Below are 13,618 nucleotides of genomic sequence, written 5' to 3' on the forward strand. Positions count from 1 at the left end.
GCCGCCAGAGGTCCTCGGGTCGTACGTGAGGGGAACCCTGAGGGAATCAGATTCCCTGAGGGTTCCCCTCACGTACGTTGGCGGTGCCGGACGCGCCGGAAGCCCCGCGTTACTGCTTCGTTCAGGACGCCCCGGCGGCGGGAAGCACCCGGAGCACGTCCTGGAACGTGACCATGCCGACGAGGACGCCGTCGTTCAGCACCGGGAGCGAGCGGATCCCGGCTTCGGTCATGCGGCGGGCCAGTTCGCCGCACTCCAGATCGGCCGCCGCGCCGAGACCCGGCGTGCGCACGACCGACCCGGCAGTGCGGTGTCCGACGATCATCGCGCCGGCGTCCGGGTCCACGTCGCCGGGAATTCCCGCACGGATCACGTCCTCCTCGGTCAGCAGGCCCAGCAGCCGCCCTCGGGTGTCGACGACCGGCAGAGCGGTGAATCCGTGCCGGGCCATCAGCCTGCCCGCCTCGGGCAGGGGCGCCGAGGAGGTCACGGCGATCACCGGCGTGGTCATGATGTCGCGCGCGTGCATGGGAGTCTCCGTTCGTCGCGTCCCGATTCGGCTTCGAGCGGCTGCAGCACTTCGTCGATCCCACGTCGCGGAGTCGCTGGCAACGGGTCCGCGTTGGCCGGTGCCCAGCCCACGCGCAGGACCATCTGCGGGAACGCGCCCGAGGTGACCTTCTCCTCGAGGGTGCGGCGGACGTCGGGAAGTTCGAGCGGCTCGGTCAACGGGCAGCTGGCGAGGCCGAAACGGGTCGCGGTGAGCAGTGCGGCGCTCGGCGTCGTCGGCGAGGCGCACCATGACGCCTTCATCAGCCACGGTTTCGGCGATGGCCTCAAGATGCCCGCGCGGAACCTGCCACGAACTGTGGCGGCGGCGATCGGTGCGACGGCGGGGGATCGCGGCGGCGAGCGCGACCTCGTCGAGGGTGGGCTCGTGCCGGTGAAGTTCGATGGAAGCGAGATGCTCCGGCTCCGCCGGGTTGGGCAGCCGGTGCACTTCGGCGCGCCAGCCGAGCGCGGCGAAGGCGATCCGCGCGTGGTGCAGGGCGGCCCCGCAGCTGATCATCAGATCGCGCCCGTCCGGGTCGGTCTGGGCGAGCTGCCGCGCCGGATCGGCGTAGAGGTGCAGGGATCGGTGCCCGACCGCGAAACGCCACGGCTGGGAGTTGTGCACCGACGGCGCCCGGACGGCCGTCCCGACCGCGGTCGTGACGGTGTAGTCGTCGGGAAGTCCGCGTTCCATGGTCGGCCTGCCTTGTCGTCTCGTCCGATGATGCGTCGACAGTGGCAGGCGCCGCGGATCCCGGGGCGGGGCCGGAATCCCCAGGGCGCGGGGACTTTCGCCGGTCGCGGCCGCTCAGCGGGAGACGAGCGCCCAGGCCAGCACCAGCCCGCCCGAGTTGGTGGCCAGGTGCACCAGCATCGGGGCGAGCAGCCCGCGCCCGGTGTAGCGCCACCAGCACAGGAACACGCCCACTCCCGCCGCGGCGGCCATCGCCAGCACCGAGATCATCGGGAGCGGCAGCCCGCCGACCGTCTGGTGCACGGCCTCGTTCTGGGTGAGCGCGAGCGACGGCAGCAGATGCCAGAGTCCGAACAGCGCGGACGCGCCGAGCACTGGCCACCACCGCCAGCGTTCGCCCGCGCCGAGCAACGCCGGAAGCACGCCGCGGAACGCGACCTCTTCGATCAGGACGGTGCCGAGCGGGATCCGTACCACCGCGAGCCACATCAGCTGCCCGAATCCGTGGGAGCCGACCCGCCCGTCGTGGAACAGCACGCGCAGCGGCGGGATCGCGGCCGCGAGACCGAAACCGAGCGCCACGACCGCGAAACCGCCGAGCCCGAACCACAGCGCCCTGCGCGCGTGCTGGCGGTTGAACCCGACCTCAGCCCAGCCGACGCCGGCGCTGCGGGCAAGGACCAGCAGCACGACAGCGGTGACCGCGCCGCAGACCGGATAGGCCCAGCCGGGCAGCACCCGGTTGGCCAGCACGGTCGCCGCCGCGAGCAGCAGCACGGCGGGGAGCACAGTGAGGGCACGACGCCGGAAAGCGGTGACTTCCGGCAGTTTCGGGACAACGGCGGAGGCAGACATCGTCCTTCCAGTGTGCCTGCGGAAAGGGACAATGGCGATGCCGACCACGGAGCGCGAACCGTATCTGGATTTCCTTCGCGCGGTCAGCCTGGTCGTCGTCGTGCTGTGGCACTGGGCGTTCACGATCCCGCACTGGACGCCGACCGGTCCGCAGCCCACGAACCTGCTCGCGTACTTCCGGGGCCTGTGGGTGCTCACGTGGTTCCTGCCGGTGTTCTTCTACGTCGGCTTGCTTTCGCTGCTGGCGCTCATGGCGTGGCTGTACGAGCGGTTCGACGTCCTGGTGCTGGTCTGGCTCGGCGGCATCGCGCTGCTGGTCGCCGACGTTTGTCATCGTCGCGCTGCTGGCCTTCCGGATCGGCCTGCGCGAGATGCTGCGCCCGGCCGTCGAGCGAGGACTGGCGAAACCACGCTGGCAGCGCGCGACGGCGGTCTTCACCAGGTACTCGCTGCCGTTGTTTCTCTTCCACACCAGCGGAATGGCTCTAGCCCGCGCGGTCGTGTACTTCGGTTTTGACCGGCACGTGGCCGATGACCGCGCGCCGGATTGGATCTGGTGGGCTGAACGTCCGCTGGCGATTCTCGGTCCGTTGCTGTTCACGGTGCCGGGATCAGGTGCAGTTGAACAGGGTCATGAAGCCGTAGTCCATGTGCAGTTGCTGGTGGCAGTGCAGCAGCGAGAGACCCGGTTGGTCGGCGAGGAAGTCGAGGTCGAGCTTCTGGTAGCCGCCGAGCATGACGACGTCCTTGAACAGCCCCGCGGTGGGGGTGCCGGCGACGGCGGCGACCTCGACGGTGTGCCGGTGCAGGTGCACGGGGTGCACGTCGTCGGTGGCATTGCGCAGGCGCAGCCGGTACCGCTTGCCGCGCTGGACCGGGATCACCGGCTGGTTGAGGGCCATCGAGTAGGACTTGCCGTTGAGGGTCCAGGTGTTGAATCCGCCGACGGCGGCGTTGCGTTTCTCCACCAGCAGCTCGATGGTCTGGTCCGGCACCGCGGCGCCGGCTCCGGCGCGGGCGAAAGTCCGGTAGTCCCAGGTGAACGGGCTGGGCGCGGTCCACTGCGGGGGACCGGCGCTGCCGGCGTATTCGACAGCGATGCCCATCCCGGCGCCGCGGTCGCTGTCGGCCAGGTCGCCGAGGACCCACACTCCGGGACGGTTCATCTCCACCACCGCGGAGACGCGTTCCGAAGTGCCGATCCACAGCACCGGAACCCGCGCCTGGGCGGGCACCGGATTGCCGTCCAGCGCGACGACGCGGAAGACGTGGCCGGGCAAGGCGAGGCTGCGGATCTCGGTGGCGCTGCCGTTGAGCACGTGCAGCAGCATCCGCTGCCCGGCCCGGACCTTGATCGGTTCGCCCTGGCCGAGCTTGCGGCCGTTGACGCTGAACGCGCCGTAGCCGACCTCGTAGCCGCGCGGCATCCCGCGGCCGAGCGAATCGGCCATCGCTTTCTCGCCCCGATCCTTGAGTTCCGGATCGGGCGCACCGGCCAGGAAACCGGCGGCCATGTCCCCGCCGCGGCTGAGCGTGGGCGCGAATTCCTTCAATACCAGGAAAACTTCCTGGTCGTAGGTGCCGGGATTGAGCTTCGGCTCAATGTAGACCGGCCCGACGAGCCCGCCGTACTGGCCCTTCGCAAGATCGCTCCCGGCGGCCAGATGGCTGTGGTAGAAGCGGAATCCCGCCGGCCCGGGCGTGAACGAGACACGTCGGGTGCCGTGCGCGGGAACGAACGGAGTGCCCTCCTCCGCGGATCCGTCGACATCCGCGGGCACATGCTGGCCGTGCCAGTGCACCTGCTCCGGGACGTCAGTGTCGTTGTGAACGTCCACCACCGCCGGGCGGCCCTCGGCGAACCGCAGCAACGGACCCGGGAACTGTCCGTTGTAGGTCGTGGTGGAGAAAATGGTGTCCGGCGCGAGTTCGACCAGCCCGTTGCCGATGCGCAGCGTATAGTCGGCTTTTCCTTCCGGCAGGGGCGCGGAGGGCGACGTGTCGCAGCCCGCGACCGTGTCTGCCGCGCTGGCGGAGACCGCGGCCCCCACGGTGATCTTCAACAGGTCACGGCGATTGATCGGCATCGAGCACACGCTCCCTGGGGTGAGCACGTCCAGCCGTCAGCGGAGACCCGAGGCCGCGATTTGTGCGGCACGGCCGCGAGCCTCAAGCATCGTACTCCGATGACGGAACTCGAAAATGGGCTGGAACCCGGGAAACCTGGTACCCAGGCCGGGTGCGAACCGGGTCAACGACGCGCATGACGGAAGCAGTGCAGAACTGTGCGGAATGGTCGCCACGTCCAGATCGGGCGCGACCAGGCAAACCTCGCCGGAGTCCGGTTTTGCCAAACGTGCCAGGGAAAAGTGGACTGTGCCTCCTGCGGCGGACAGGCGGGTTCAGGCGAACTCCGCGGTCGACGCGAACGGACACGCGCGGTGCCAACACACACGGCGAGGGTCAGCTGCGCCGAGCGGTGACCCCCCTGCGGAGATCGCCCGGCAACGGACGGACGCGCTGGAGATCGCGGCGCCTGCTCGACCGCAGCTGCCACGGGACGCTGGTGACCATGACGCCTGGTTCGAACAGCAGTCGTCCCTTGAGCCGCAGGGAGCTTTGGTTGTGCAGGATGTTCTCCCACCAGCGGCCGACGACGTATTCCGGGATGTAGATGCACACCACGTCGCGTGGGCTGGACCGGGCGAAGTTCTTCACGTAGGCGACGACCGGGCGGGTGATTTCGCGGTAGGGCGATTCCACCACCTTCAACGGGATTTTGATGCCGCGGCGTTCCCATTGCCGTTGCAGCTCGCGGGTTTCGGCGTCGTCGACGTTCACGGTGATCGCGGTGAGCGTGTCGGGCCGGGTGGCGCGGGCGAAGGCGATCGCACGCTGGCTCGGTTTGTGCAGAGTGGACACGAGCACGATGGCGTGGACGCGGCTGGGCAGCAGTTCGCTTTCCTCGTCGGGAAGCAGTTCTTCGCGGACGTGGGTGTAGTGCCGGTGGACGGCGCGCATCATCGCGTACAGCGCGGGGATGGCGATCACGACGAGATAGGCCCCGTGGGTGAACTTGGTGACCAGCACGACCGCGAGGACGATCGCGGTGAGGGTCGCGCCGAGGGCGTTGATGGCGCGGGAGCGCTGGATCGCGTGCCGGTTTCCGGCGCCCGCGGCCAGTTCGCGGTTCCAGTGTCGCACCATGCCCGCCTGGCACAACGTGAACGAGGTGAACACGCCGAGGATGTAGAGCTGGATGAGCCGGGTGGTCGAGCCGTCGAACGCGTAAATCAGGACGGCGGCGATGAGGGCGAGCGCGATGATGCCGTTGGAGAACGCCAGCCGGTCGCCGCGCGTGTGCAGCTGGCGGGGGAGATAGCGGTCCTTGGCGAGGATCGAGGCCAGCAGCGGGAAGCCGTTGAACGCGGTGTTCGCGGCGAGGATCAGGATCAGCGCCGTCGTGGCCTGGAGGAAGTAGAACAGGACGGCGTGGTCGCCGCCGAAGACCGCGGCGCCGATCTGGCTGATCACGGTGCGCTGCGGGTCGGTCGCGCACTGGCCGGCGAACCCGGCCAGATCGCAGGCGTTCTCGGCGATGTGCACCTTCGTGATCAGCGCGAGCGCGGTGATGCCGCCGAACATGACGACCGCGATGACGCCCATCGCGGTCATCGTGCGGGCCGCGTTGACGGCTTTCGGCTTGCGGAACGCGGGTACGCCGTTGGAGATGGCTTCGACGCCGGTGAGCGCGGTGCAGCCGGACGAGAACGACCGCAGCAGCAGGAAAATCAGGGCGAATCCGGTCAATCCCACTTGTTCGGGACGGATCGTGTAGCCCGCGCTCTCGGCGACCGGTGCGTGCCCGGCGAGCGTGCGGGAGAAGCCGACGGCGATCATCAGCAGCACCGCGAGCACGAACAGGTAGGTCGGCGCGGCGAACGCGCGCCCGGATTCGCGGAGGCCGCGCAGGTTCATCGCGGTCAGGATGACGATGAAGCCGATGTCGAGTGCGATCCGGTGGTCGTTGAGGTCCGGCACGGCGGAGATGATGTTGTCGACGCCGGAGGCTACCGACACCGCCACGGTCATGATGTAGTCGACCATCAGCGCGCCGGCGACGACGAGCCCGGCGTGGCTGCCGAGGTTGCGCGAGGCGACCTCGTACGAGCCGCCTCCGCTGGGATAGGCCTTCACCACCTGCCGGTAGGACACGACCACCACGCTGAGCAGGACCGCGACCGCGAGCCCGACCCACGGGGCCAGCACCAGATACGTCAGCCCGCCGATCGAGAGGATCAGCAGGATCTCCTGGGTGGCGTAGGCGACCGACGACAGCGGGTCGCTGGCGAAAATGGGCAGGGCGAGCCACTTGGGCAACAGCGTTTCGCCGAGGGTGTCGCTCCGGAACGGCCGCCCGAGCACCAGCCGTTTGAGCCATGACATAGGTGCTGGCACGTACCGCAGCGTCCCTCGGGGACCGGTGCGGCAGCGTATGGATCTCGTCAGGATCCCGGCCTGACCGTAGAGATTCCGTTAACGCGCGTCAGAAATCCGTCAAAGTCGGACCTGCTGGACCGGCGGGCGCCTACCCTCCCGCGCCATGGCCGACGACCGCGTCGGGCGGATCCTTCGCGGCCCTGGCGCGCTCGTCCGGGCCGAAGCGGGCAGCTGGGACACCGGCCTCCGCTCGGACACCGAGTCGCGGCTCACCACCAGCGGTCTGTCGGTCGCGGCCGCTTTGTCCGATTGGGACGTCTGGGTCTGGCTGTACGAGGACTGTCTCCGCGATCGGTAGCTCCGCGCGTCCCGTCGTCAGCGACCCCGGTTTGCCCGGGGCTGGTCTTTGCGGCATCTTTACGCGTGGTGTGCCGGGAAGTCTGGTCGGCCTGCTCGTGCCCAGCCGGGCGACGGGCGGTCGAGCCGACCCCCGGGGAGTCCGATGGCGCTGGTGCTGGCGTTCGGCGTGGTGCTGCTGGTCAGCGTGTCGCTGTCCGGCGTGGCCGCGCGGACGGTGCTGTCGACGGCGTTGCTGTTCCTGCTCGCCGGTGCGCTGCTGGGCGACGGCGGGTTCGGCCTGATCCACATCGCGCCGCGGGATCCGCTGGTCACGTCGCTCGCCGACATCGCGTTGTTCACGGTGCTGTTCACCGACGGCCAGCGGGCGAGCGTGCCCGCGCTGCGGGAGAACTGGCGGCTGTCCGGGCGGGCGCTCGGGCTGGGGATGCCGTTGACGATGGTGGGCATCGCGGTGCCCGCGCACTTCCTGGTCGGGCTGGACTGGCCGACGTCGTTGCTGCTGGGCGCGATCCTCTCGCCGACCGACCCGGTGTTCGCCGCGGCGATCGTGGGCCGCGACGACGTGCCGTTGCGGCTGCGGCGGCTGCTGAACGTGGAGTCCGGGCTGAACGACGGGCTCGCGCTGCCGTTCGTGCTGATCTTCCTGGCGACCGCGACGCACACGTCGTCGGATCTGGGCACGGTCGCGTTCGAACTGGTGCTGGGAGTGGTGCTGGGGATCGCGATTCCCGCGCTGGTCGCGTTCGCTTGGCGGCTGCGGGTGCTGACCGCCGAGCCGCGGCTGCAGGCGCTCGGTCCGCTGGCGGTCGCGGTGCTGCTTTACGCGGCGTGCCACCTGACGGACGCGAATCCGTATCTGGCGGCGTTCGCGGCCGGCTCCACGCTGGCCACTGTGGACAAAACGGCGGCGGAGCACTTCGAGCCGCTGGGGGACTTGCTTTCGGAGATCACGAAGTTCGCCGCGCTGCTGGTGTTCGGCGCGCTGATCACGCCGGACCGGCTCTCGCATTTGAGCGTCGGCGCGTGGGTGCTCGCGGTGCTGGCCATCGTTCTGGTGCGGCCCGCGGCGCTGGCGCTGTCGCTGCTGCGGACTCCGATGTCGGGACGCGAACGCGCGACCGCCGCGTGGTTCGGGCCGAAAGGGTTCGCGTCGGTGGTGTACGGGCTGCTGGCGCTGCAGTCCGGGATCGCCGGCAGCGAGCTGGTGTTCGACCTGGTCGCGGTGACGATCGCGCTCTCGATCGTGCTGCATTCCTCCACCGACGTGCCGATCGCGAGACTGCTGCGGGTCGAGCCGCCGGACAACCTGCCCACCGGCCGTCCGGCGAGCGCGGACGGCGACCGCAAAGAGAAAGGAAAGAAATCATGAGTTCCGGCGGAGCCGCCCGGCTGGTCGTAGCCTGGGGGCATGCGCGCAGCGGAGCTGGCCGAGGAGTTCCCGGTCGTCGACCTCGATTCGGACGCGCTGGCGGCCGCGCGCCTGCTGGCCGAGCACCGGTTGCCCGGGCTGGTGGTGACGGAAGCGTCCGGGTGCCCGCACACGGTGCTGCCCGCCTCCGATGTCGTGCAGTTCCTGGTTCCGCCTTACGTGCGCGACGATCCGTCGCTGGCCGGGGTGCTGAGCGAGTCGATGGCGGACCGGGTCGCGGACAAACTCGGCGGGCGGACCGTGCGCGAGCTGCTGCCCGGCGAACCGCGGGAGCTGCCGAAGGTGGACGCCGACGACACGATCGTGGAGGTCGCCGCGACGATGGCCCGGCTGCGGTGCCCGCTCTTGGCAGTCATGCGGGACCGGACGCTGCTCGGCGTGGTGTCCGCGTCGCGGCTGCTGGAGCACGCGCTGACGCCTCGCTGATTCAGGCGGTCCGCCGGTGAGCACGGTGATCGCGGTCGTCGTGTTCGTGGTGGCTTACGTCTTCATCGCGACCGAGAAAATCCCGAAGATGACGGCCGCGCTGGCCGGGGCGGGCGTGGTGCTCGCGACCGGGGTGAGCGGGTCGGCCGACGCGTTCTTCTCCGAGGACACCGGCGTCGACTGGAACGTGCTGTTCCTGCTGCTCGGCATGATGATCATCGTCGGGATCCTGCGCCGGACCGGGGTGTTCGAGTTCGTCGCGATCTGGGCGGCCAAGCGCGCGAAGGGGTCGCCGCTGCGGATCATGCTGCTGCTGGTGCTGATCACCGCGGTCGCCTCGGCGTTCCTGGACAACGTGACCACGGTCCTGCTCATCGCCCCGGTGACGCTGCTGGTGTGCGACCGGCTCGACATCAGCCCGGTCCCGTTCCTGATCGCCGAGGTCCTCGCGTCCAACATCGGCGGCACCGCGACCCTGATCGGCGATCCGCCGAACATCATCATCGGCAGCCGCTCGGGCTTGGCGTTCAACGACTTCCTGCTCAACCTCGCGCCGATCGTCGCGATCGAACTCGTCGTGCTGGGGCTGGTGCTGCCGTGGCTGTTCCGCGGTTCGTTCACCGTCGACCCGCAGCGGGTCGACGACGTCATGGCGCTCAACGAACGCGAAGCGATCCGGCAGCCGAAGCTGCTGATCAAATCCGGCGCCGTGCTGCTGCTGGTGTTCGCCGGGTTCGTGCTGCATTCGGTGGTGCACCTGGACCCGTCGGTGGTCGCGCTGCTCGGCGCGGGCCTGCTCGTGCTGCTCTCGGGCACGCCGCCGAAGCAGTACCTGGACGGCGTCGAATGGGAAACCCTGCTGTTCTTCGCCGGTCTGTTCATCATGATCGGAGCGCTGGTCAAGACCGGCGTGATCGACTGGCTCGCGAAGCTCGCCGCCGGCGCCACCGGCGGGAACGCGCTGCTGGCGGTGTTCCTAATCCTGGGGGTGTCCGCGCTGCTGTCCGGCGTCATCGACAACATCCCCTACGTGGCAACGATGAGTCCGCTCGTGCTCGCGCTCACTCACGACATCCCGGACCCCGCGCACTCCGAAGCGCTGTGGTGGTCGCTGGCGCTCGGCGCGGACTTTGGCGGCAACATGACGGCAGTCGGGGCGAGCGCGAACGTGGTGGTGCTGGGCCTTGCCGCTCGCGCCGGAGCGCCGATCTCGTTCTGGGAATTCACCAAAAAGGGCGCGGTCGTCACGCTGATCACCGTGCTCGTCGCCGCGCCGTATCTGTGGCTGCGCTACTTCGTTTTCTGATCCGCTGTCCGGACGGCCGGGGAAGTACGTGAGGGGAACCCTCACGTACGGGTGTGAGCGATCCCGCAACCATGTCCGTACGCAATTGTTGCATACTGCATCAATGTCGTCGGGTGAGAGTGCGGGGAAACGCGGGCTGGTCGTGCCGGTGCGCCAGCCGGTGGGCCGGTGGGTGCGGGAGAGCCGGGCCGGGCTGGTCGGGCTGGCGGTGCTGATCGGCGCGGGCGCGGGGCTGGGCGCGGTGGTGTTCCGGTGGCTGATCACGTCGTTCACGCACGTGTTTTCCGGGCACGCGGACTATTCGGACGCCGGGCGGGCGGCGCATTCGTGGTTCCCGGCGCTGGGGCCGTGGTTCCTGCTGCTGGCCCCGGTAGTGGCGGGCCTGATTTACGGGCCGCTCGTGCATCGGTTCGCCCCGGAGGCGCGCGGGCACGGGGTGCCGGAGGTGATGTACGCCGTCGCCGAGCGGGGCGGGCGGATTCCGGTGCAGGTGAGCGTGGTGAAGGCGCTGGCGTCGGCGTTGACGATCGGGTCCGGCGGTTCGGTGGGCCGGGAAGGCCCGATCGTGCAGATCGGATCCGCGCTGGGCTCGGCGCTGGGACGGGCGGCGCGGCTGCCGGAATCGCGGCTGCGGGTGTTGGTGGCGTGCGGTGCGGCGGGCGGGATCGCGGCGACCTTCAACGCGCCGCTGGCCGGTCCGTTCTTCGCGATGGAACTGATCCTGCGGGACTTCGCGGCGGAATCGTTCGGCGCGGTGGTGCTCGCGAGCGTGACGGCGAGCGTCGTCGGGCGGGCGGTGCTGGGGAACGCGCCGTTCCTGGACCTGCCGCCGTTCACGCTGCGCAGTCCGGTGGAGTATCTGCTGTTCGTGGCGCTGGGCCTGGTGGTCGGCGCGTGCGGGGTCCTGTTCACCCGGGTGCTGTACTGGATCGAGGACCTGTGCGACCGGCTGTGGCGGGGTCCGGAGTGGCTGCGCCCGGTCGTCGGCGGGATCTTCCTCGGCGGATTGCTGCTCGCGCTGCCGCAGATGTACGGGGTGGGCTACCCGGTGCTGCAGAACGCGGTCGAAGGCAAGTACGTTCTCGGGTTCCTGCTGGTCCTGATGCTCGGGAAGATCGTGGCGACCAGCCTGACGATCGGCATCGGCGGCTCGGGCGGAGTGTTCGCGCCGTCGCTGTTCATCGGCGCGATGGCCGGGACCGCGTTCGGGATCGCGGTGCACGCGTGGTTCCCGTCGGTGACGGCGTCGCCGGGCGTGTACGGGCTGATCGGCATGGGAGCGGCGTTCGCCGGTTCGGCGCGGGCCCCGATCACGGCGGTGATCGTGCTGTTCGAGCTGACCGGGCAGTACTCGGTGATCCTGCCGATGCTGACCGCTATCGTGATCGCGACCGCCGTGAGCCGCGCGCTGAGCCGGGACACGATCTACACGCTGAAGCTTCGCCGCCGCGGCATCGATCTGGACAAACACCCCTCCGCCCAACGACTCGCGGGCACGAAGGTCTCCGCGGTCACCGAACCGCTGCCGGAGCCGCTGCGCGAGGACCTGCCGCTGGAACTCGCCGCGCACGCCCTCGCGCTGTCCGGCCACGGAATCCTGCCGGTGATCGACGAGGACGGCCGGTACCAGGGCTGCGCCACCGCCCGCGCGATAGCCGAGGCGGTAGCCGAGGACCACGAGGGTCGGGTCGGTGATCTCGCGGAGCTTCCTCCGCTGGTGACGAGTGATTCCACGCTCGCCGATGCGCTTGACGCGTTGAGCCAGGCTCCGGGAACCGGTCTTCCGGTGCTGACCGGGACTGATGAGCTGACGGGGTGGATCACGCACCAGTCGGTGTTGCGGGCGCTGGAACCCGCCGCGGTCAGCAGGTGAGTGTGCGGGGTGCGGCCATGCGGGTGGTCCGCACCCCGCACACCGGTCGCGGCTTCCTTCTCACTCCGCCGCTGCTGTTGGCCGGAGCCCGTCCATCAGCAGGTCGAGCAGGCGGCCGGCCATCGCCTTGTGCTCAGGTGAGCCAGCCACGGTGAAGATGCCGATGAGGGCGGCGGCGATGTCTTCGGCGGGGACGTCGGGGCGGAGTTCTCCGCTCGTGCGGCCGGCTTCGAGAAGGCCGTCGACGGCCGCGAGCAGTTCGGTTCTGGTGTGGGCGTGGACGATCTCGCCGGATTCGACCATCGCGAGGAGCGTGTCGAGCATTCCGTTCTTGGTCGCGATCCAGTCCCCGAACAGGTCCATCCAGCGGCGCAGCGCGGTGGCCGGGCCGACTTCGGCGAGCAGTTCGCGGGCACCGGCGGTGAGGCGCGAGACCTGGTCTTGGTAGACCGCGTCGACCAGTGACTCGCGGGTGGGGAAGTGCCGGTAGAGGGTCGCGATGCCGACCCCGGCTTCGCTGGCGATCGCGCGCATCGACGGTTCAGTGTCGGCCGAGGCGAACAAGCGAGTCGCGACGTCCAGCAGCTGCTGGCGGTTGCGGGTCGCGTCCGCTCTCGGCTTGGGGGTCGGTGCGGCAGCCAAAACGGATCACGCTCCACTTGTGCTAGCTTGGACGATGGAAACGGAGCATAGTCCGTTTGTGTTGGGTCAGGAGACAGGTGAGCATGAAAGAAACCAGCGCCACCACGAGCCGGGCAGTCCAGTTCGCGGCGTTCGGCGGGCCGGAAGCCTTGAACCTCAATGAAGTGCCGGTGCCGCAGGCCGGTCCGGGGCAGATTCGCGTGCGGGTCGCCGCGGCCGGGCTGAACCCGATGGACTGGTTCATGACCTCGGACGCCGAGACCGCCGCACGGTTCGGGTTGAGCCTGCCGTGCGGGTTCGGCACTGACTATGCCGGTGCGGTGGACCAGGTCGGCGACGGCGTGCGCGAGTTCGCGGTCGGGGAGCGGGTGTTCGGCGGTGTCCTGTCCCGCGCGGTCGCTGATTACGTCGTCGTGGACGTCGCGGGGACCATCGCGGTGGGCGGCGAGGCGCACCGCACTCCGGACGGTGTCGACGACCGCACCGCCAGCGCCCTGGCTATCGCGGGTTGCACGGCGGCTGCGGCGTTGGCGGTGGTCAATCCGGGCCCGGGCGACACGGTGCTCGTCGGCGGCGCGGGAGGCGGGGTCGGGGTGTTCGCTGTCCAACTCGCGCGCCTTGCCGGTGCGCGCGTGATCGGGACGGGGTCGGCGTCCTCCGCTGATGCCCTGCGCGCGCTGGGGGCTGAGCCGGTCGTCTATGGCGACGGTCTGGTCGATCGGGTCCGTGCGTTGGCTCCCGCTGGTGTCACCGCCGCGATGGACTTGCATGGAATGGAAACCGCGCAGGCCGCCCGCGAACTCGGCGTACCGGACGAGCGCATCACCACCATCGCGGGCCAGATCGACGGGATCACTCCGGCGAACGGAGCCAACGCAGCGCCCGGTGCGATCGAGGAGATCGCTGGCCTGGTGGCGGCGGGAAAGCTCCGGGTGCCGATCGCGGCGACCTTCCCGGTCGAGCAGATCCGCGCCGCGGTCGAGTTGCAGGCGGAGCGCCACGTGCACGGGAAGGTCGTCATCGATCTACAGTGACTTTCGC

Annotated in this window: 12 protein-coding genes and 1 pseudogene; 7 read left to right on the top strand and 6 right to left on the bottom strand. The window is 69.7% G+C overall.

What is annotated here, in order from left to right; genetic code table 11:
- Positions 1-121 precede the first annotated feature (121 nt).
- From ACWDNU_RS02245 to ACWDNU_RS02255, 3 genes and pseudogenes are all read right to left on the bottom strand, one after another.
- A complete protein-coding gene (locus tag ACWDNU_RS02245) occupies positions 122-529 on the bottom strand; it encodes a CBS domain-containing protein (protein ID WP_449667391.1) in 408 nt (135 codons plus the stop codon).
- Positions 508-1,246: pseudogene (locus tag ACWDNU_RS02250) on the bottom strand (Acg family FMN-binding oxidoreductase). The gene ACWDNU_RS02245 and the pseudogene ACWDNU_RS02250 overlap by 22 nt, the downstream one beginning before the upstream one ends.
- A gap of 114 nt (positions 1,247-1,360) precedes the next feature.
- Positions 1,361-2,101 carry a CPBP family intramembrane glutamic endopeptidase gene (locus tag ACWDNU_RS02255; protein ID WP_449667392.1) on the bottom strand — a complete coding sequence of 247 codons (741 nt, stop codon included), beginning with the start codon at positions 2,099-2,101 and terminating at the stop codon, positions 1,361-1,363.
- Positions 2,102-2,138: 37 nt separating this feature from the next.
- Between ACWDNU_RS02255 and ACWDNU_RS02260 the strand changes: the two genes are divergently transcribed.
- On the top strand, positions 2,139-2,618 hold the full coding sequence (locus ACWDNU_RS02260) for a hypothetical protein (RefSeq protein WP_449667393.1): 480 nt from the start codon (positions 2,139-2,141) through the stop codon (positions 2,616-2,618).
- A gap of 94 nt (positions 2,619-2,712) precedes the next feature.
- Here the strand turns inward: ACWDNU_RS02260 and ACWDNU_RS02265 are convergent, their stop codons facing one another.
- Positions 2,713-4,188, bottom strand: a complete 1,476-nt coding sequence (locus ACWDNU_RS02265) for a multicopper oxidase family protein (RefSeq protein WP_449667394.1) — start codon at positions 4,186-4,188, stop codon at positions 2,713-2,715.
- A 376-nt stretch (positions 4,189-4,564) separates the two neighbouring features.
- Complete coding sequence (locus ACWDNU_RS02270; RefSeq protein WP_449667563.1) at positions 4,565-6,547, bottom strand: APC family permease; 1,983 nt, start codon at positions 6,545-6,547, stop codon at positions 4,565-4,567.
- Positions 6,548-6,704: 157 nt separating this feature from the next.
- Here ACWDNU_RS02270 and ACWDNU_RS02275 point away from each other — a divergent pair, with 157 nt between their 5' ends.
- The 5 genes from ACWDNU_RS02275 to ACWDNU_RS02295 all read left to right on the top strand — a co-directional run bounded on the left by ACWDNU_RS02275 (position 6,705) and on the right by ACWDNU_RS02295 (position 11,935).
- Positions 6,705-6,899: a hypothetical protein gene (locus ACWDNU_RS02275; protein WP_449667395.1), complete on the top strand. Its 195-nt coding sequence runs from the start codon at positions 6,705-6,707 to the stop codon at positions 6,897-6,899.
- 144 nt (positions 6,900-7,043) lie between these two features.
- On the top strand, positions 7,044-8,270 hold the full coding sequence (locus ACWDNU_RS02280) for a cation:proton antiporter (protein WP_449667396.1): 1,227 nt from the start codon (positions 7,044-7,046) through the stop codon (positions 8,268-8,270).
- 39 nt (positions 8,271-8,309) lie between these two features.
- Positions 8,310-8,756 carry a CBS domain-containing protein gene (locus tag ACWDNU_RS02285; RefSeq protein ID WP_449667397.1) on the top strand — a complete coding sequence of 149 codons (447 nt, stop codon included), beginning with the start codon at positions 8,310-8,312 and terminating at the stop codon, positions 8,754-8,756.
- Between the two features lie 16 nt (positions 8,757-8,772).
- Positions 8,773-10,062 carry an ArsB/NhaD family transporter gene (locus ACWDNU_RS02290; protein WP_449667398.1) on the top strand — a complete coding sequence of 430 codons (1,290 nt, stop codon included), beginning with the start codon at positions 8,773-8,775 and terminating at the stop codon, positions 10,060-10,062.
- A 103-nt stretch (positions 10,063-10,165) separates the two neighbouring features.
- Positions 10,166-11,935 carry a chloride channel protein gene (locus tag ACWDNU_RS02295; RefSeq protein ID WP_449667399.1) on the top strand — a complete coding sequence of 590 codons (1,770 nt, stop codon included), beginning with the start codon at positions 10,166-10,168 and terminating at the stop codon, positions 11,933-11,935.
- A 60-nt stretch (positions 11,936-11,995) separates the two neighbouring features.
- Here ACWDNU_RS02295 and ACWDNU_RS02300 read toward each other — a convergent pair whose 3' ends face one another.
- Positions 11,996-12,577 (bottom strand): TetR/AcrR family transcriptional regulator, encoded by a 582-nt coding sequence (locus tag ACWDNU_RS02300; RefSeq protein WP_449667400.1) that lies wholly within the window; start codon positions 12,575-12,577, stop codon positions 11,996-11,998.
- Positions 12,578-12,660: 83 nt separating this feature from the next.
- Between ACWDNU_RS02300 and ACWDNU_RS02305 the strand changes: the two genes are divergently transcribed.
- Positions 12,661-13,611 (top strand): NADP-dependent oxidoreductase, encoded by a 951-nt coding sequence (locus tag ACWDNU_RS02305; RefSeq protein ID WP_449667401.1) that lies wholly within the window; start codon positions 12,661-12,663, stop codon positions 13,609-13,611.
- Positions 13,612-13,618 lie beyond the last annotated feature (7 nt).

Source organism: Amycolatopsis sp. NPDC003676 (assembly GCF_053587275.1).